Below are 18,863 nucleotides of genomic sequence, written 5' to 3' on the forward strand. Positions count from 1 at the left end.
TTTTGCCCTGATGAAACCTAAGTGTCCTAAGGATGCACGCTTGTGTCCCGCGACACAATGGGCTCGGGAAAGAAACTCGTAAAATTCCCAAAGCGGTGTGTTACGAGGCGAATTCGCCGCGCGAACCTACCGTTCGGTAACTCCGGCACGACCCTCGGAGACAAGCCGAACGACGTCTCCAGCAACACCCCACGACGTAGTGACACCGGCGCCGCCGTGCCCGTAGCTGTGCACCACACGACGCCCTGCATGCTCACCGACGTCGAGACGGACCTCATCACGACCGGGACGCAGTCCAACCACGTCGGCAAGGACGGCAGCGTCGACGAGCCTCGGTTCGAGCTTGCTTGCGGCAGCCAGAATCGACTGCGCAACAGCGGAATCCGGCGTCCGATCCGTCACCCCGGGTTCGTTCGTGCCGCCGCAGATCACGTCGTCGGCGCGCGGAATCACGTACGTGCACCCCCGCGCGTTGTCCTCGTCGATATACCACCGCGTCAGCCCGGGATTGGCGACGCGAACGATCTGGCCGCGTACAGGTACCAAGCGGGTGTCGCCGGTCAGTTCGCCTGCCACAAGGCCTGCTGCGACGACGATCGGGCAATCCCCATGCCCGACGTCGTCCAACGACTTCAGCGATCGCCACTCGAACACGACACCCTCGCGGACGCAGGAGGCCAACAGCCATTCGAGATAGATCGGCATCACGATCACCGGAACAGTGCAGACCTCACCGGAGACGGCGCCGTCGACGAGTTCGTCGGGCCGCGCAGCACGGGCAGCCACCACATCCCCGGCCCACCATGCCGTCCGACCCGGCACCCGTTGCAGCACAACGCCTTCCCGCTGCGCGACGCCCGTGTCGGGATCGGCCGCCAACTCGGTGAACCTGGCGAGCGATTCCACCGACCAGCGCAGGACGAGGTCCTTCGGATACGCGTCGTAGGGCTCCCAGATCGCGGCGGCGATCGCGGACACCGTATCGGCGGGCAACCTGTCGGCGACGACGGCGACTCGCAAACCCGACTGCGCCAACGCAAGCGCCGACGTCAATCCGATGACGCCCGCGCCGACCACAACGACATCGGCCACGTCAGTCGCTGTCACGGTTCCAACTCGATCGGCGCGATGTCGTCGTACACGTCGCCGGGGCCCGGATTACCTTCCGGGGTACGCCCACCGAAGTGGTTCATCACTCCCCACACCGCGTTCAACGCCGTCTGCACGGCACCTTCGGCCCACCCCGCGGTCCACGACACGTCGTCGCCCGCCATGAAGAACCCACGGAACTCGGGCGGTAGCCGATCTTGCATGAAGTGCCCGTAGAGGCGCTGCTGATAGCGGTAGTGCCCAGGCAGATTCGCCTTGAACGCTCCCATGAAATCGCGCTCGGTCTCCCACGACAACGTCACCGGTGAGGCGATGACGTGGCTGCGGATGTCGACGTTCGGATAGATCTCCGCGAGCGACTTCAGCATCAGATCCATCCGCTCGGTCGCATCGAGTGGCAGCAGCTTCAACGAATCGTCCGCCCACGTGTACGACAGGCAGATGAGCCCTGGCTTGTCGTCGCCGAAATCGAGCAGGTAGGTGCCACGATTCATCCGGTCGGTGAGCGTCATGCTCATCACCTCGCGGCCGGTTTCCGGATCGATGTCCTTCCAGAACGGCCGATCGACGAGCACGAACACCTTGGACGATCCCATGTAGTGGGTGCGCTCGATGGCCGTCCAGTGGTCGATCGGAATAAGGCGCTCGTCGGACCGGATCGTGTTGAGCAACATCCAGCCCTGGCCTGTGAACACGACCGACGGGAACGTGTCGATCCGTCCGGACTTGTCGGTGACGGTGAAGTTGTCCGGGTGGGTCCGTCGCAGATCCATGACGCGCGGGCGCGGCACACCGCCGTCGTGCAGCGACTGCACCGACGTACCGGCAGGCCAATGTGCGGCACCCTCGACGGGAGTGCTCCACAGCCGCACCGGAAGTTGTTGCGAGCCACCGTCGATACCGCGGTGATGGTCGTCGGCCGCGGTACAGGTCACCCGCAGGATTTCGAGTATCGAGTTCGGGAAGTCGGTGTCCCAGCCGCCGGTACCGAACCCGACCTGACCGAAGATCTCGCGGAGCGCGAAACGAGCGAATGCGTCGGACTGGCAGAGGAATCCGTAGAACGTGACGTCGTCGTAGCGCTTGACGAGATCGCCCCAGATCGCCTTGATCGCAGGCACATCGCGCTTACGGATCGCGTCTGTGAGCGCCTGCGCTTCGGCATGCTCGTCGAGGGTCCGGGCCCACGCGTCGGCAACTTCACGATAGATGTCGGGGAGGTCGTCGATGGTCCTGGCAAAGTGCTTGTCGCCCTTGAGGTCGACGACGGTGCTCGACGTCGCGTCGGCAAGTGGGTTCGGAAACGGAGTCGTCGACAGACCCATTTCGTCGAGGTAGTGAAACAGGGTCGTCGACGACGGTGGGAAGCGCATCGATCCCATCTCGGCAGTGACGCCGGGGTGGCCCTCGAACTCGACCGACCGCATCCGGCCGCCGATCTGATCCGCCTCGTACAGCACGGGACGCAGTCCCATTCGCAGCAATTCGCGCGCGACGAGCGTTCCCGACAACCCACCGCCGATCACAGCGACCCGGGTGCCGAACGCCTCCTGAGGCACCGAGCCGATGCCCGCCGGGTTCTTCACGTAGTCGTCGTAGGCAAACGGGAAGTCCGGCCCGAACATCGTGAGGGGCGGCAACTCGCTGTTGTCGTGTAAGCCCTCTGGTCCGATCGGGATGGTCATCCGTTGCTCCTAGTTTCATCGTGCCCGCGCGATGACGCGAGAGGTCCGTACAGGTCGCTCCGCCGATCGGGCAGATGCGTATTGATGGTGCGCCCCGATGTCAGTGCGGCGGGGTCGAATTCGGCAATCAGCAATTCCTCGGCGGCGTCGGCGCGCACCAGGTCGGCGCCGTCCGGGCTGATCGCGCAACTGAGCCCGCAGTAGCTGAGTTCGTTCTCGACATCGCACCGGTTGACGTAGGCGACGAACAATTGGTTCTCGTAGGCCCGGGCAGGCACCAGGATCCGGCTGACGACCTCGAACGGCGCCATCAAACCCGTTGGTACAAGCAACACATCGGTTCCGGCGTCGGCATGAGCACGCGCCACCTCGGGGAATTCGATGTCGTAACAGATCGCGAGCCCGCAGGTGAGATCACCCAGCCGAAACTGCGTGACCAAGGTGTCACCCTGGACGAACAGCCCGCGGTCGAGGTCGCCGTAGAGATGGGTCTTGCGATGCCGCGCTACGAGCGCTCCATCGGGACCGACAACGGCGACCGTGTTGTAGTTGCCTGCCTCGACAGTCTCCGGATAGCCGTAAACGATTGCGATGGAATGCTTTCGGGCGATCTCGGCGATAGCGTCGAACATGGGTCCGTCGGCGGGTTCGGCTCGTTGGGCGGACAGTTCGCCGATGTTATAGCCGGTGGCCGACATCTCCGGTGTCACCAGAATGTCGGCGCCGGCCGCAGCAGCTCGGGCCGCGGCGGCGGCAATCGCTGCAACATTTGCCTCGACGTCGCCGGGCGCGTCGGGCCCCTGATACAGGGCCGCGCGCATCACTGCGCTGCCCGTCGACGATGGGCGGGTGATGGACGCACTTACTCCCTGCTTTCGACCGTCGATAGCGACGATCAGGCCGGTCACGATGTGATTGACGTCTATCTTGAGAGCCTACGACACCTCCTGTCAACCCTTGTGTCCTATGAGGCCACACGGAGGTCTGAAACTACTCACGAGTAGGGACGACCTGCGCGAAAAGCCTTGCCACATCCAGGACACAAGAGTTGACTAATGCACAACTTCACGCGCACCGACCATCGAAAGGGTGGCACCATGTCAGCCGACCAGCAACGCAACTTCATCGGTCCGGTCGATGCATCGCGAGTTCCTCGCTACTGCGGACCCGAGACCTTCGCGCGACTCCCCCGCGCCGACGAAGTTTCGCGCCCTGACGTTCTCGTCGTCGGCATTCCCTTCGACTCGGGCGTCAGCTATCGACCGGGTGCGCGCTTCGGTCCGAGCCACATTCGTGCATCGTCGAAACTGCTGCGGCCGTACAACCCAGCGCAGGACGTCCACCCGTTCGGCGTTCAGCAGGTCGCCGACGCAGGCGATATCGCGGTCAATCCGTTCGATCTGAACGAGGCGATCTCGACGATCGCCAGCGAGTCCGAGGCGCTGCAGGCCGACGGATCGACGCTCGTAACGCTCGGCGGCGACCACACGATCGCACTTCCACTACTGCGCACACTGCACCGGATGCACGGCCCGATCTCGGTGTTGCACTTCGATGCTCACCTCGACACCTGGGACACCTACTTCGGCGCGCCCTACACCCACGGCACTCCGTTCCGTCGTGCGAGCGAAGAAGGCCTGCTCGACCTCGAACACTGCCAGCACATGGGCATTCGCGGACCGCTGTACTCCGCGGCGGATCTGGAGGACGACACCGCGCTCGGATTCCAGATCGTCCGGGCCGACGACTACGAGGTCGACGGGGTTCGCGGCGCGGTCGATCGGATGCGCGCGCGCCTCGGCGACGGACCCGTCTACGTCTCGATCGACATCGACGTCCTCGATCCGGCCCATGCCCCCGGCACCGGAACCCCCGAGGCCGGCGGATTGACGAGTCGCGAACTGCTCAACACGTTGCGCGGCCTGAAGGGTCTCAACGTCGTCGGTGCCGACATCGTCGAGGTCGCACCCGTGTACGACCACGCGGAGATCACCGGCGTCGCGGCGTCACACGTTGCGTACGAACTGATTTCGATACTGGCGGCCAATCGGGCCTAGGCCCGGTATCCCGAATGTGGCAGCGCCGGGCAGATCATCCACAGCACGGTCGTCATCGGTTCGCCCTTCGGCACCGAGAACGCGCGCGGCGATGCTGGATCGAAGGTCAGCGCATCACCCTGACCGAGTACGACGACACCGTCGGAGAAGCTGACCTCCAGACGACCACCGACAACGAACACGAACTCGACCTCACCGGGTAGCGGATACGGTTCTGCGCCGCTACCTCCGCCGGGTTCGATCTTGGACAGCAGTACCTGAACACGCCGTTCGGATTGCGGCGTCAGCAGGAACTCGGCGATGTCGTGACCGCCGAACCCGATCGCCGGATACTCCCCCGCGCGTACGACACTGCGCGTCGCGGAAGTCTCGAACAGATTCGACAGCGGAATCGTGAGCGCTTCGCTGATTCTGAGCAATGCAGCGACCGACGCAGTCGACTTGCCTCGCTCGACCTTCGACAGGAAGCTCTTGGTGAGTCCGCTTGCCTCGGCGAGAGATTCGATCGTCATCCGTTGCGCCTTGCGTACGGCACGGATTCGTAGGCCGACAGCTGTGGACGGATCGGGATCACGATCCTTGTGTCCAGACACCGCCATTCGACCTCCAACCGACATCTGCATCTACGATTGCTCGAATAGTACCCACGCCTACCCAGCTACCAGGCCGGCCGCGTCAAGCCCCGCTGATCTTGTCCAGTCGCTGCAGTAGCTCGTGCGCCGCGAGTTCGACGTCTTTGTGCCGCCATTCGGCTGCTCGGTACACGCACGCGATCAACGCCGTGCGGTGCACTCTGCGGAAGTCACCGAACACGAACGCGTAGCGCGCTTTGGTCTCCTCGGTCGCGCCTTCGGTGAGGCCGAGATGCCATTCGGCGTAATCGTCCCACGAGTGCGATTCGAGAAAGTCGTTCTGCGCCTTGGCATTCGGCTGAACTTCGCCCCAGTCGCTTTCGAGAACGTATTGCCGCGCATCGATCAGCCGCTCGGCGTGCGCCACCGCAGCTGTATTGACAGAGTATTCGGCCACGTCACCGATTGTGCACCTGCCGACACGGCAAGCGGGAGGAATTGCGACGCCGGTTCAGCTCCCTCTCGCCATGATCGCGAGCAGCAACTCGGCCCGCACGCGCGCGATGTCGAGATTGCAGCCGAGCAGCGCCTCGGTCTGCGAGATGCGTTTGCGCAATGTGTGCCGATGGACTCCTGTTGCTGCGGCGGCGGATTCCCAGTGCCCGTTGGCCTCGAGGAAGGCGCGCAGCGACGCCAGCAGTTCGGTGCCGTTGCTGCGGTCGTAGTCCTCGACGGGCGTCAGCATCGTGTCAGCGACCGCGTTGAGGATGCGCCGACTCGCATCGAACGACAGCAGGGCCTGCCCCGTCAGAGCAGAGAACTCCAGCGGTAGTCCACCGCGTTCGGCCGCGGACGCCGCAAGCTTGGCGTTGTCGACCGCAGCGACGACCTGGTCGACGGGATGAACACCGCTGACCCCGACCCTGATCAATTTGCGCACCGAACTCGCGATTCCCGTCGACACCCGCCGGGCAAACGTGGCATCCTCGCTACCCGGCAGCACCACGATCACCTGCCGGTCGTGGGATTGCATGAACAACGAGTGTCCCGCGCGGTTCATCGCCTCCTCCAGAGCCGCAGCAACGACTTTTGTCGCCGACGCGGTCTCGCACGACGCAGCGAGAACCCGAATGTTGTTGCGCGAGTCTGCCGCCGCCGCAAGTTGGACCCACGCTGGGGCAAGGTCGGCTTCGGTGCTCAGCAGCAGACCGAGCGCGTGGCTGTTCAGTTTGTTCTGCGCTGCCTGCAGCCTGGCAGGCTTCTCGAAATCGAGCGCGAGCAACGAGTTGGCATGCCCGAGCAGGATTTGATCGATGTGGCTGAGCGGCAATTTGCTCACCACAACCAAGTCGCCGTGGTCGTCACTGCCGACGCTGATGCGCTGATGTGTGATCGCGGCGCCCGTCTTGTCCAGCGACACACTGCTCGACGCCGTCGAGGTATCGCTCGCGAGCGCCTCCTTGATCTCGGCGAGCAACGCCGCATCCAGCGACTTCGGATGGCTCTCGACAACCCGGCCCGACGGGTCGAGCACAAGCACCTTCGACGCCAACGATCGCGCCAGTTCCCGAACGATGGCTTGCGCGCCGCCGAACACCACCGCACGGGTCATCCGCGGCTGCGCGCGCGAGGCCCGCAACACCGCGTCGTACTGCTGCTCGGCAAGGCGCGCGGTCACCCGCTTCACCACTGCCGCGAACGGCGTCCGTAGCGGCACCTCGAACAGCGGCAGGCCTATCTCATCGGCTGCCCGCACCAGATCGTCTGGGACGGTCGGGTGGGTCAGACCGGTCCCGAACCCGACCGCCGCGACGTTGCACGCGTCGAGTCCGCGGAGGTAGGCAACGCGCTCCTCGGAGGTGTCGGCCAATCGAATTCCAGTGGTGAGCAACAACTCTCCGCCGGACAGCCAGCGGAACGGGTTGGGCAGTTCGGTCGCGAGCGCCAGGTTTATCTCGCGTTCGACACCTGCCGAACCGCCTTTGAGTGCCAGCGCAAGATCGGACTGGCCGAGCACCCAGGCGACAGGAACGTTCACCATCCGAAGTGTACATATTGTCGAAGATCGATTGAAAGTTTGTCCATCTTGTCAAGTGATCATGTAAGTGACACAGAGCACACTGAGTCCAGAACGGTTCCAGACAACAACACGTCCCTGCGAGATGAACGGTGCATCATGCCGACCGCTGTGCTCGAGAACTACATCAACGGCGAATTTGTGGCCTCAACCGCCACCGAAACCCTCGACCTGATCAACCCCGTCGACGAGTCCGTCGTCGGGCGCGCTCCGATATCGAACGAAGCCGACGTGAAAGCAGCGGTCGACGCCGCGCAGCGGGCCTTCGAGTCCTGGAGCCGAACGACTCCGAACGAGCGCCAGAAGGCGTTGCTCAAACTCGCCGATGCGATCGACGCGCACACCGACGAACTGGTAGAAGCTCAGTGCCGCAATACCGGTCAGCCGAAGTCCGTGATCGCGGCAGAAGAGATCGCCGTCAGCGCGGACCAGGTCCGCTTCTTCGCCGGCGCTGCGCGGATCGTCGAGGGCAAGTCGGCTGGCGAATACATGGAGGGCTTCACCTCCTACGTTCGCCGCGAACCGATAGGCATCGTCGGCCAGGTCACTCCGTGGAACTACCCGTTTATGATGGCCATCTGGAAGATCGGTCCAGCGCTGGCAGCGGGCAACACGATCGTTCTCAAACCCAGTGACACCACACCCGAAAGCACACTCGTGCTCGCGAGACTCACGAAGGGAATCCTCCCCGACGGGGTCTTCAACGTCGTGCTCGGCAACGGCGGCACGGGCGCCGCGCTCGTCGGCCATCCGGCACTCGGTCTTGTGTCGATCACCGGCTCCGTCCGCGCAGGCATCGCCGTCGCCGTCTCTGCCGCACAGCAACTCAAGCGCGCGCACCTCGAACTCGGCGGCAAGGCACCAGCCGTTGTCTTCGCCGACGCCGACATCGCCAAGGCCGCAAGCGGAATCGCGGAGGCCGCGTTCTTCAACGGCGGCCAGGACTGCACCGCGGCCACCCGTGTGCTCGTTCACGAATCGATTCACGATCAGCTCGTCGACGCACTCGTCGAGAAGTCGAAGACGTTGCAGCCCGGACTACCCGACGACCCCGACTCGTTCTACGGCCCGCTCAACAACATCAACCACTTCACCGAAGTCACCAAGAAGGTCGGCGCGATCCCAGCGCACGCCACCATCGTCACCGGCGGAAAACGCGCGCGCGACAAGGGTTTCTTCTTCGAGCCGACCATCATCACCGGTGTCGAGCAGAAGGACGACATCGTCCAGGAGGAGACGTTCGGACCGGTGTTGACGGTCCAACCCTTCACCGACGAGGCGCAGGCGATCGAGTACGCGAACGACGTTCGGTTCGGTCTCGCGTCGAGTGTCTGGACCAAGGACCACGCGACTGCCGAGCGGCTCACGCGCGCACTCGATTTCGGCTGCGTGTGGATCAACTGCCATATCCCGCTCGTGGCAGAAATGCCACACGGCGGCTTCAAGTATTCCGGCTACGGCAAAGACCTTTCGGCATACGGTGTCGAGGACTACACCCGACTCAAGCACGTCATGAGCTCGCACGACTGACGAAAGCTCGACCTTTCGAATATCCATTCGCACAACACTTCTCCGGCAGGGAGCCTCCCGTGGCAGACACATTCCATCCGCTCGATCCACTTACATCCGAGGAGTTCAGCAGGACAGCAAGTCTGCTCAACGATGCGCATGGCGTCGGTCCCGGATGGCGCTATGCCTCGATCGAACTCGTTGAACCGCCGAAAGCCGATGTTGCAGCGTTCGATCGCGACAGCACCGTGCCGGACCGCCGAGCCGTCGTCGTCTGCTTCGAACGCGCCGAGAACAAGACCTACAAGGCGCTCGTTTCGCTCACCAGCGGTTCGGTACTCGAGTGGAATCACATTCCTGGTGAACAGGCCAACTTCACGGTCGACGAATGGGTCGAGTGCGACGAAGCTCTACGCAATCACCCCGATGTTATCGCGGCACTGGCGAAGCGTGGCGTCACCGACATGAGCATGGTGTTCATGGACACCTGGACCTACGGCGACGTCGTCATGCCGGAGAAGTACAAGGGCCGCAGACTCGGCTGGTCCGACACCTGGGTGAAGGCTGCCGACGGTGCCAACCCCTACGCGGGTCCGGTCAACGGATTCCACTGCGTCATCGACGTCAACACCATGGAACTGCTCGAGATAGAAGACACGTTCACCGTCGACAAGCCGGAGATCATGGGCGAGTACGTTCCCCGCCACATCCCCGAACGAATTCGCAATGCCAGTACCCGGGAACCGTTGCAGCCGCTGGAAATCACCCAACCCGAAGGTCCGTCGTTCACGCTGGAGGGGAACAAGCTCGAGTGGCAGAACTGGTCGCTACGCGTCGGGTTCAACTACCGCGAAGGTATGACCCTGCACGCGATTTCCTACAACGACAACGGCCGGGTTCGGCCGATTGCCAACCGACTCTCGTTCGCCGAGATGATGGTCCCCTACCGTGACCACTGCGACGACCACTACCGCAGAACAGCTTTCGACATCGGCGAGTGGGGCATCGGCTTCATGACCACTTCGCTCGAACTCGGCTGCGACTGCCTCGGCGAGATTCGCTACCTCGACGCCGTACTGCACAACAGCAAGGGTGAGCCGTACACGATCAAGAACGCGATCTGCATTCACGAGGAGGACAACGCGGTCCTGTGGAAGCACGTCGACCACCACGCCGGTGCCGAGGTGCGGCGGATGCGCCGGCTCACCGTCTCGTTCCACGTCACCGTCGCGAACTACGAGTACCTCACGTACTGGCGCTTCTATCAGGACGGCAACATCGAATGTGAGGTCCGCGCAACAGGAATCATGGTCGTCAGCCATTTCGACGAAGGTGGCACACATCCGCACGGCACGCTGGTCGACAACCGCACCTACGCGCCGTACCACCAGCACTTCCTGGTCGCACGGATGGATCTCGACGTCGACGGCACCGAAAACACCGTGTACGCAACGGAAACCGAAATCGTGCCGATGGGTCCGGACAATCCGTACGGATTGTCGCTGCGGCAGAAGAACACTCCCCTGCGGACCGAAGCCGAAGGAAAACAGGACTTCGACTGGAACAGCCAGCGGGCCTGGAAGGTCGTCAACGACAACACCAAGAACGGCATCGGTACCTCACCTGCGTACAAGTTGGTCCCCGGCGCCGCGATACCAGCCATGTTCGACCCGCAGTCTCCGGTCCTCGCGCGCTGCCGTGCGATCGAGCACACCCTGTGGGTTACGCCGAACTCACCCGACGAACGTTGGCCCGCAGGCGAATTCGTGAATCAGAGCAAGGTCGACCACGGTCTGCCCGAGTGGACCGAAGCCAACCGCTCGATCGAGAACACCGACGTGGTGCTCTGGTACGTATTCGGGATCCATCACATCACCCGACCCGAAGACTGGCCCATCATGCCGGTCGACACGGTGAACTTCTGGCTCAAGCCCGTCGGCTTCTTCGATCGCAATCCATCGATAGACGTCGCCCCGACGCCTCCGAAGGCCTGCCATGCAGAGGGGCCGGACGGTGACCATCACCACCACCACTGACACCTGACGCCGTTCACCTTCACTCCTACCCCTCAACCCTGCTGCAGAATCGAAAAGCTCATGAGGTTAGTAGTCGCTTATCTCGCCACCCCCAGCGGCGAAGACGGACTCGCGCTCGGTGTCCGGCTGGCCCGAACTCTGAACGCCGCGTTGGATATCTGCATGGTGCTGCCACCAGACAGACCGCTGGCGGAACTCATTCAATCCAACGCCAGCTACGACGACATGCTCGCCGAGCAAGCACACAAATGGCTCGCAGCTGCGGTGGAGTCGGTGCCGGACGGCATCGAGGCGACGTCGCACCTCATCTTCAACGAGTCGTTCGCCGAAGGCCTGCTCGAAGAGGCGAACAAGATCGAGGCCGCTGCGATCGTGGTCGGTGCTGCCGGTGACGGACTGATCGGCCGCCACTCGATCGGTTCGGTGACAAGCGATCTACTGCACTCGGCGAACGTGCCACTCGCCCTCGCCCCGCGCGGGGAACGGCATTCGAAAGTTGCGGGTATCCGCGAGGTCACGTGTGCGATCGGCAGTCGGCCGGGTGCCGACCTACTGCTCGACACCGCGCTGCAAGCCAGTGAGGCGAGCGGCACCCCGCTTCGACTGGTGTCGTTGATCGCGTTGGACCCCCTCGAAGGGGTCCGTCGCAGCGACGACACCGCCGATACCTTCCGCGAGCGCGCCGTGGTGCACGCACACGAGAACCTCAAGATCGCGAAGTCCTACCTGCCGGAGGACTTCCCGGTGACATCGGTCATCACAGACGGTCCGACGGTCGAGGCAGCCGTCAACAAGCTCGAATGGCACGACGGTGACCTGATCATGGTCGGCTCCAGCCGACTCGCTCAACCCCGCCGCCTGTTCCTCGGCTCCACCGCGGCGAAGATGCTGCGCGTCCTGCAGGTCCCGATGGTCGTGGTTCCGAAAGAGGAGCTCAAATGATCGACAACAGCGGTTCGACCACACCTACAGCGGCGCCTGCGGCGGAGGGCCTCGTTTCCAAAGGTCTCGCGCCTGGCAAGATCGGCACCTTTTCCGGTGCCGTGCTTGGAATTTCGTCGGTTGCCCCCGGTTACACCCTGACGGCAAGCATCGGCTTGATCGTCGCGGCGGTCGGTCTGAAGATGCCTGCGATCCTGATCGCGGGATTCATTCCGATGTTCCTCACCGCCTATGCCTATCGTGAGCTGAATTCCCGTGCACCCGACTGCGGTGCGTCGTTCACGTGGTCCACCAAGGCATTCGGCTCCTACATCGGCTGGATGTGCGGTTGGGGCATGGTGATGGCGACGATCATCGTGCTGTCCAACCTCGCGGCGATCGCCGTGGAGTTCTTCTACCTGTTCTTCGCTCGTATCTTCGACAACACCGATATCGCGGACCTTGCCGACAACAAGGGCATCAACATCGCAACCACGTTGGTGTTCATCGCGATTGCGACGCTGGTTGCGAGCCGCGGCATCACCACGAGCGAACGCGTCCAGTACATCCTCGTCGGATTCCAGATGATCATCCTGCTCGCCTTCGCGGTCACGGCGTTCGTCCACGTCGGAATCGGTGATGCACCGGCGGACCTGAGCTTCGATCTCGACTGGTTCAATCCGTTCACCGGACTTGCACTGAGCGCCTTCGTGATCGGCGTGACCGGATCGATCTTCGCGTTCTGGGGCTGGGACACCTGTCTCACGCTGGGCGAGGAATCGAAGGACCCGAAGAAGGTGCCCGGCCGTGCAGGACTGCTGTGCGTGCTGTCGATCCTGTTGACCTACTTGCTGATCGCGGTCGCCGTGATGATGTACGCCGGTGTTGGCGAAACCGACCTCGGGCTCGGTAACGAGGAGAACGCCGACAACGTCTTCGGTGCGCTGGCGGATCCGGTGCTCGGTCGTTGGGCGGGTCCGCTGTTGTTCCTCGCCGTGCTCGCGTCGTCGGTCGCAAGCCTGCAGACGACGTTCCTGCCTGCGGCACGGACGATGCTTGCCATGGGTGCCTATGGTGCCTTCCCGAAGAAGTTCGCCGAGGTCAGTCCCCGCTTCCTGGTCCCGACGTTCAGCACCATCGTCGCCGGTGTCGTCACCGCGACCTTCTACACCCTCGTCACGCTGCTTTCCGAGCGCACGTTGCTCGATACCATTGCGGCACTTGGCATCATGATCTGCTGGTACTACGGGATCACCGCCTTCGCGTGTGTCTGGTTCTTCCGCAGGGAGTTGTTCACCAGCGCTCGCAACATCGTGTTCAAGTTCTTGTTCCCGCTGCTCGGCGGCATCATGCTCGGCTCGGTGTTCGTCATCTCGGTTCGCGAGAGCATGGATCCCGAGAACGGCAGCGGCGCAGAGATCGGCGGCATCGGCCTTGTGTTCTACATGGGCTTCGGCATCCTGTTGCTCGGTGCAGTTCTGATGGTCGTGATGCGGTTCCGCAGCCCCGACTTCTTCCTCGGTCGGACGCTGACCCGCGACACGCCGCCGCTGGTGGAAGATGTTGCCCCGGAGTCGGTGGCCAAGCGGTAAGGGTCAGCCGGCCTCGCACGACTGCGCAAGCCAGCCCGCGACGAGCGTTCGGAGCCCGAATTCGAAGGCGGCATCCGCACGTTCAGGGTTCGGTGTCGAGGTCGCCAATGCCGCGCGCATCGCGTCGTTGGCATCGGGCACGTCAGCCCACACCTCTTCGGGCGCCGCGAGATCCAGTGCGGATCCGAGGACGAAGCTGTCGAGCGTAGTGATGGCCGCCAGCACCTGCGCCGGCGCGAAGCCGCCGTCGGAAAACGCTTGTGCCAGTGCGTTGTACATCGCGAAGGCAACGCCGGTTCTGACGGTCTGCGACGTGAGGATCGGAATGAGACGCGGATGTTTGGCGTAGCTGCGGCGGTACTCCCGTGCCAGGCGCGCGACGGTGTCGCTCCAATTCTCGTCTTCCTCGCTCGCCACCGTGATCTCGGCCATCGCGCGCGATCGCATCAGCTCGATGATCTCGGCTCGGCCACTGACGTGGTTGTACAGCGAAGACGGGCGCACGCTGAGCTTCGCGGCGATGCCCGGCATCGTGAAGTCGCCAGTGCTGTCCACCGCCCGCAATGCGGCGTCGGTGATGATGCCCGCCGAGAGTATCGGCTGCGATGGCCGCGGCATCGGAAACCTCCAGGTCGTTCAAGGTTGGGTCTTGCGTTGTGAGCCTTCGCACACCATACTTAACGAATCACATTCGTTTTATCCGACACCCGGATCGTCCAAGGAACACACCATGCAGACCATCACCGCCCTGACCCCGCCCGCGTCCCTCACTCGCGTGACGGAGACCGACCGGGTGCCATTGCGAGTCGGCGTCGTACAGCACCTCTGGCACGACGATGCCGAGCTGCTCGCGGCCGAATTGACCGACGCGATCGGCGAGGCTGCGAAGCTGGGCGCGAAGGTGGTCTTCCTCTCCGAGATCACCTTGAGCCGCTACCCGGCCGACGTCCCGGGTGGCCCGAACGCCAGCGCGACTGCCGAGGATCTGCTGACCGGCCCCACGTTCACCTTCGCAGCGAAAGCCGCGGCGACGCACAACATCGTCGTCCACACCTCGCTCTACGAGCGTGCCGATGCCGAGGACGGCCTCGGCTTCAACACGGCGATTCTCGTCTCCCCCACCGGAGAACTGTTGGCGCGCACTAGGAAGCTGCACATCCCGGTGACCGCGGGATACTACGAGGACACCTACTTCCGTGGTGGTCCTGCGACCGACGCGTACCCCGTGCACACCCCCGCTCAACTCGACGGTGCCAGGATCGGCATGCCGACCTGCTGGGACGAATGGTTCCCCGAGGTCGCCCGGATGTACTCGCTCGCAGGCGCGGAGATCCTGGTCTATCCAACGGCTATCGGGTCCGAACCCGACCATCCCGACTTCGACAGTCAGCCGCTCTGGCAGCAGGTGATCGTCGGCAACGGGATCGCCAACGGCACGTTTATGGTCGCGCCCAACCGCCATGGTTCCGAAGGGCTGATCACCTTCTACGGCTCGTCGTTCATCTCGGATCCCTACGGCCGCATCCTCGTTCAGGCACCCCGTGACGAATCTGCCGTACTGGTAGCAGATCTCGACCTGGCACAGCGAAAGGATTGGCTGACGCTGTTCCCGTTCCTGATGACTCGGCGCCCCGACACCTACGCCGCGCTCACCGCACCCGTCGACACCGACGCACCGATCGGCGCGCAGTCATGAACTGGCGGATGCCTGCCGAAGGCGAACCACACGACCGCACCTGGATGGCGTTCCCGTCGACGGGCTACTCACTCGGCGACACGGCCGAGGAGCAGCACGAGGCCCGAAGCACCTGGGCCGCAGTCGCACACGCGATCGCGGAGTTCGAACCGGTGACCGTTGTCGTCGATCCGGCAGAGGTCGATTTCGCCGCCCGCTATCTGTCGAGCAGCGTCGACACGATCGAGGCGCCACTCAACGACGCGTGGATGCGCGACATCGGACCGACGTTCGTTTTGTCGGACGACGGCACAGTTTCCACGCGCGGCGCCGTCGACTGGGTGTTCAACGGGTGGGGCGCGCAGGATTGGGCGCAGTGGGATCTCGACTCGAAGATCGGCGCGTTCGTCACCGAGGCGTCCGGTGCTGTTGCGATCACGTCCCCACTCGTCAACGAGGGCGGTGGAATTCAGGTCGACGGGGCCGGGACCGTTTTGGTCACCGAGACGGTTCAGCTCGATCCCGGCCGCAACCCGAACCTGTCCAAGGCCGACGTCGAGGCCGAGTTGGCACGCACGATCGGCGCGAAGAAGGTGATCTGGCTACCGTACGGATTGGCGCGCGACCAGGAACGGTTCGGAACCCGCGGGCACGTGGACATCGTCGCCGCGATCCCGTCACCCGGCGTGGTTCTCGTCCACGACCAACTGGACGCCAGCCATCCCGATCACGCACGTGGACACCACATTGCGGACACACTCGCCGCGTCGACCGACGCAGCGGGCAACGAGTGGGACATCGTGCGAGTGCCGGCACCGAAAGAATTGCGTGACGAAGAGGGCTACGTCGACTACAGCTACATCAACCACCTCGTCGTCAACGGCGGCGTGATCGCCTGCAGCTTCGGCGATCCGAACGACGACGTCGCTGCCGGGATTCTCTCGGACGTCTACCCGGGGCGAAAGGTGGTGACGGTCGACGCACGTGCACTGTTCGCGCGCGGTGGCGGAATCCATTGCATCACCCAGCATCAACCGAGTGCCGTCGTCCGGTGAGTTCGGTGTTCAGCCGTGTCGCTGCCGCCCTCACGATAGTGGGGGCGGGTGCGCACCTTGTGCTTGCCGTGCTCTATCTCGGCGAATCATTCTTCGCAGCAGTGCTTCTCGGCGCGATGGCAGGCTGGTGCCTGCATTGTGGCCTACATCTGTGGCGCGATGGGACACCGCAGGTGTGGCGGCGAGCGGCCCTCGGCGGAGTCGGGATGATCGGACTGCACGTTGCGATGATGGCAACGAGCCCGAGCGGTTCGCTTGGCGGACATCAGCATTCGAACGCGACCGGCCACACGCCGATGGTCGCACTCGACGGACTTATGGCGACTGCAATGGCCGCGGGAATCGTTGCCGAAGCAGTGCTGATTCTTGGGGTGCTGGTCATTGCATCCGCCGCCACCTCGCTCGCCGATTCCGAACCTCACATACCTGATCAGGTATGTGAGGTCGGTAACCCATTGGCGACGTGCAGCGGGATGCGGAAATTACTACTGTGAAAGCCCTTTCGCGGATCGGCGCTGCCGAAGCGCGAACGCAACATGGGCAACGCCCGCGACCAGCATGACGATTCGTGTCACGTCGATAGCCGGAATCCACCGGACGTCGCCGTCGTGCACCGCGTAGACGCCGAGCGGCCACACCACTCCACCGAAGCCTGCGCCGGCGCCCTCGCCCGATGACGTGGCTTCTTCGGTCGCGGCTGGGTCGGATCCGCCACCACCCGCGCCACCGCCACCGGCAATCCACGCGACGGGGATCACGAGCACGTCGTCCTTCTCGTAGGCCGGACCGAATGCTCGCCCAGCGGAGAGGGAATTCGTCGCCTTCGTCAGCAATTCCTTCAGTTCGATCACGCCGCAAACGGTACGCGATCGTGACGGCCGTCACATCGCCGGTAGCATCGCTGATGTGACCGACTCGACCGCTGAAACCGACACCTCGGCGCGGGTGCGGATCCTCGTTTACAGCGACGATTCCAGCACCCGCCAACAGGTGATGCGCGCACTCGGAAAGCGCCCGCACCCCGACGTTCCACAACTCGAATACATCGAAGTGGCAACTGCCGCCGTCGTCATAGCCAACATGGATGCGGGTGGAATCGACCTTGCGATTCTCGATGGCGAGGCCGTCCCAGTCGGCGGCATGGGGATCGCGAAGCAACTCAAAGACGAGATCGACAACTGCCCGCCGATCCTCGTTCTGACTGGTAGAGCCGATGATGCCTGGCTTGCGTCGTGGTCGCGGGCCGAGGCAGCGGTTCCGCATCCGATCGATCCGATCAGGCTCGCAGGTGCGGTGGTCGGGCTGCTGCGACCCACCCGAAAGTCGATAGTTTAGGTAAACGAACACGCGCTGACGGGGATCAACGCTAGGCTGTGTGATAGCTCACATAGACAGGGCGCGAGAAGTTTTCGGGCCATGAGGAGTTTGCTCGAACAGCGTCGGAGCAGGAGCGCCGTATGGGCCGAGTCTGGCATTTCGGACTAGGTAGTCACCCGGCAATTTTCTCTGCGTACACCCGAAGAACGACCGTCCGGTCTTTCCTGGCGTCGTCCGACGGGCGGTGTCTGCAATGAACGCCTACGTTCCGATTCTGGTCCTCGGCGCAATTGCCGTGGGGTTTGCCGGTTTTTCGGTGATCATGGCTCTCATCGTTGGTCCGAAGCGGTACAACCGCGCCAAATTAGAGGCGTACGAGTGCGGCATCGAGCCTGCTGCTCAGCCGATGGGTTTCGGTCGCTATCCGGTCAAATATTACTTGACCGCAATGCTTTTCATCATTTTCGATATCGAGATCGTCTTTCTGTATCCGTGGGCTGTGCACTTCGATGCGCTCGGCTTCTTCGGTCTGTTCGCGATGGGCTTGTTCATTTTCAACGTCTCGGTGGCGTATGCGTACGAGTGGCGGCGAGGTGGTCTCAGTTGGGACTAGCTGCGTGGGTCGCTCGGGCTGTTGCAAGGCCGATCTAGGAGTCAGGGAGAGAAGTCGACATGGGTCTCGAAGAGAATCTGCCGAGTGGTTTTCTGCTGAGCACTGTCGAGGGGTTGGCGGGTTTCGCGCGTAAGGGCTCGTTGTGGCCTGTGACGTTCGGGCTTGCGTGCTGCGCGATCGAGATGATGGCGACGGGTGCCGGAAAATTCGATATCGCACGATTCGGCATGGAGGCGTTTCGGGCGTCGCCGCGGCAGGCGGATCTGATGATCGTGGCGGGCCGGGTGAGCCAGAAGATGGCGCCGGTGCTGCGGCAGGTCTACGACCAGATGGCGGAGCCGAAGTGGGTGCTCGCGATGGGTGTGTGCGCGTCGTCGGGAGGGATGTTCAACAACTACGCGATCGTCCAGGGTGTCGACCACGTGGTGCCGGTGGATATTTATTTGCCGGGTTGTCCGCCGAGACCGGAGATGTTGCTGAATGCGATTTTGAAGCTGCACGAGAAGATCCAGCAGATGCCCCTCGGAGTGAACAGAGAAGAGGCGGTGAGGGAGGCGGAGAAGGCGGCGCTGGCCTCGACCCCGACCTTCGCAATGAAGGGCCTCCTGAAATGACCAAACCAGCAGATCCGCGCCGATTGGGCC

At 63.4% G+C, this 18,863-nt stretch carries 19 protein-coding genes; 11 read left to right on the forward strand and 8 right to left on the reverse strand.

Features of this window, described 5'->3' with window-relative positions; all coding sequences use genetic code 11:
- Positions 1–126: 126 nt before the first annotated feature.
- Genes JGU71_RS07005 through JGU71_RS07015 form a run of 3 tightly spaced genes read right to left on the reverse strand, consistent with a single transcriptional unit; the run spans position 127 to position 3,616 of the window.
- Positions 127–1,107, reverse strand: coding sequence for an FAD-dependent oxidoreductase (locus JGU71_RS07005; protein WP_199703296.1), 981 nt, complete (start codon positions 1,105–1,107; stop codon positions 127–129).
- Positions 1,104–2,795: a flavin monoamine oxidase family protein gene (locus JGU71_RS07010; RefSeq protein WP_199703297.1), complete on the reverse strand. Its 1,692-nt coding sequence runs from the start codon at positions 2,793–2,795 to the stop codon at positions 1,104–1,106. The genes JGU71_RS07005 and JGU71_RS07010 overlap by 4 nt, the downstream gene beginning before the upstream one ends.
- The gene (locus tag JGU71_RS07015) at positions 2,792–3,616 is read right to left on the reverse strand and encodes a carbon-nitrogen hydrolase family protein (protein ID WP_199703623.1); all 825 of its coding nucleotides are present in this window, start codon (positions 3,614–3,616) and stop codon (positions 2,792–2,794) included. Before JGU71_RS07015 ends, JGU71_RS07010 begins: the two co-directional genes overlap by 4 nt.
- 276 nt (positions 3,617–3,892) lie before the next feature.
- Between JGU71_RS07015 and speB the strand changes: the two genes are divergently transcribed.
- Complete coding sequence (speB, locus tag JGU71_RS07020) at positions 3,893–4,852, forward strand: agmatinase (protein ID WP_199703298.1); 960 nt, start codon at positions 3,893–3,895, stop codon at positions 4,850–4,852.
- Here the strand turns inward: speB and JGU71_RS07025 are convergent.
- From JGU71_RS07025 to JGU71_RS07035, 3 genes are all read right to left on the reverse strand, one after another.
- Positions 4,849–5,451 carry a helix-turn-helix domain-containing protein gene (locus JGU71_RS07025; RefSeq protein ID WP_199703299.1) on the reverse strand — a complete coding sequence of 201 codons (603 nt, stop codon included), beginning with the start codon at positions 5,449–5,451 and terminating at the stop codon, positions 4,849–4,851. The two genes, speB and JGU71_RS07025, sit on opposite strands and share 4 nt — an antisense overlap.
- Positions 5,452–5,527: 76 nt before the next feature.
- Positions 5,528–5,881, reverse strand: coding sequence for a hypothetical protein (locus JGU71_RS07030; RefSeq protein ID WP_199703300.1), 354 nt, complete (start codon positions 5,879–5,881; stop codon positions 5,528–5,530).
- Between the two features lie 54 nt (positions 5,882–5,935).
- Positions 5,936–7,462 carry a PucR family transcriptional regulator gene (locus tag JGU71_RS07035; protein ID WP_307829540.1) on the reverse strand — a complete coding sequence of 509 codons (1,527 nt, stop codon included), beginning with the start codon at positions 7,460–7,462 and terminating at the stop codon, positions 5,936–5,938.
- Between the two features lie 138 nt (positions 7,463–7,600).
- On the opposite strand from JGU71_RS07035, the gene JGU71_RS07040 reads away from it, so the two are divergent.
- Genes JGU71_RS07040 through JGU71_RS07055 form a run of 4 tightly spaced genes read left to right on the forward strand, consistent with a single transcriptional unit; the run spans position 7,601 to position 13,559 of the window.
- Complete coding sequence (locus JGU71_RS07040) at positions 7,601–9,031, forward strand: gamma-aminobutyraldehyde dehydrogenase (protein WP_199703302.1); 1,431 nt, start codon at positions 7,601–7,603, stop codon at positions 9,029–9,031.
- Positions 9,032–9,090: 59 nt separating this feature from the next.
- Positions 9,091–11,046 carry a primary-amine oxidase gene (locus JGU71_RS07045; RefSeq protein WP_199703303.1) on the forward strand — a complete coding sequence of 652 codons (1,956 nt, stop codon included), beginning with the start codon at positions 9,091–9,093 and terminating at the stop codon, positions 11,044–11,046.
- A gap of 60 nt (positions 11,047–11,106) precedes the next feature.
- The gene (locus tag JGU71_RS07050) at positions 11,107–11,988 is read left to right on the forward strand and encodes a universal stress protein (protein ID WP_199703304.1); all 882 of its coding nucleotides are present in this window, start codon (positions 11,107–11,109) and stop codon (positions 11,986–11,988) included.
- On the forward strand, positions 11,985–13,559 hold the full coding sequence (locus JGU71_RS07055; RefSeq protein ID WP_199703305.1) for an APC family permease: 1,575 nt from the start codon (positions 11,985–11,987) through the stop codon (positions 13,557–13,559). The genes JGU71_RS07050 and JGU71_RS07055 overlap by 4 nt, the downstream gene beginning before the upstream one ends.
- Before the next feature lie 3 nt (positions 13,560–13,562).
- Here JGU71_RS07055 and JGU71_RS07060 read toward each other — a convergent pair whose 3' ends face one another.
- The gene (locus JGU71_RS07060) at positions 13,563–14,177 is read right to left on the reverse strand and encodes a TetR/AcrR family transcriptional regulator C-terminal domain-containing protein (RefSeq protein WP_199703306.1); all 615 of its coding nucleotides are present in this window, start codon (positions 14,175–14,177) and stop codon (positions 13,563–13,565) included.
- A gap of 112 nt (positions 14,178–14,289) precedes the next feature.
- Here JGU71_RS07060 and JGU71_RS07065 point away from each other — a divergent pair, with 112 nt between their 5' ends.
- Genes JGU71_RS07065 through JGU71_RS07075 form a run of 3 tightly spaced genes read left to right on the forward strand, consistent with a single transcriptional unit; the run spans position 14,290 to position 16,783 of the window.
- Positions 14,290–15,255 (forward strand): nitrilase-related carbon-nitrogen hydrolase, encoded by a 966-nt coding sequence (locus JGU71_RS07065; RefSeq protein WP_199703307.1) that lies wholly within the window; start codon positions 14,290–14,292, stop codon positions 15,253–15,255.
- Positions 15,252–16,289 (forward strand): agmatine deiminase family protein, encoded by a 1,038-nt coding sequence (locus JGU71_RS07070; RefSeq protein WP_199703308.1) that lies wholly within the window; start codon positions 15,252–15,254, stop codon positions 16,287–16,289. The genes JGU71_RS07065 and JGU71_RS07070 overlap by 4 nt, the downstream gene beginning before the upstream one ends.
- Positions 16,286–16,783, forward strand: a complete 498-nt coding sequence (locus JGU71_RS07075; RefSeq protein WP_199703309.1) for a hypothetical protein — start codon at positions 16,286–16,288, stop codon at positions 16,781–16,783. The genes JGU71_RS07070 and JGU71_RS07075 overlap by 4 nt, the downstream gene beginning before the upstream one ends.
- On the opposite strand, the gene JGU71_RS07080 is transcribed toward JGU71_RS07075, so the two are convergent.
- Positions 16,775–17,140 (reverse strand): spore germination protein GerW family protein, encoded by a 366-nt coding sequence (locus JGU71_RS07080; RefSeq protein ID WP_199703310.1) that lies wholly within the window; start codon positions 17,138–17,140, stop codon positions 16,775–16,777. The two genes, JGU71_RS07075 and JGU71_RS07080, sit on opposite strands and share 9 nt — an antisense overlap.
- Positions 17,141–17,195: 55 nt before the next feature.
- Here JGU71_RS07080 and JGU71_RS07085 point away from each other — a divergent pair, with 55 nt between their 5' ends.
- The 3 genes from JGU71_RS07085 (at position 17,196) to JGU71_RS07095 (ending at position 18,833) form a co-directional block, all read left to right on the forward strand.
- A complete protein-coding gene (locus JGU71_RS07085) occupies positions 17,196–17,624 on the forward strand; it encodes an Rv3143 family two-component system response regulator (protein ID WP_199703311.1) in 429 nt (142 codons plus the stop codon).
- Between the two features lie 235 nt (positions 17,625–17,859).
- Entirely contained in the window at positions 17,860–18,219 is a 360-nt protein-coding gene (locus tag JGU71_RS07090; RefSeq protein WP_199703312.1) for an NADH-quinone oxidoreductase subunit A, read from the forward strand.
- A gap of 59 nt (positions 18,220–18,278) precedes the next feature.
- Entirely contained in the window at positions 18,279–18,833 is a 555-nt protein-coding gene (locus tag JGU71_RS07095) for a NuoB/complex I 20 kDa subunit family protein (RefSeq protein ID WP_199703313.1), read from the forward strand.
- The last annotated feature ends 30 nt before the right edge of the window (positions 18,834–18,863 follow it).

The sequence above is a fragment of the Antrihabitans stalagmiti genome (genome assembly GCF_016482825.1).
GTDB classification, from domain to species: Bacteria; Actinomycetota; Actinomycetes; order Mycobacteriales; family Mycobacteriaceae; genus Antrihabitans; species Antrihabitans stalagmiti.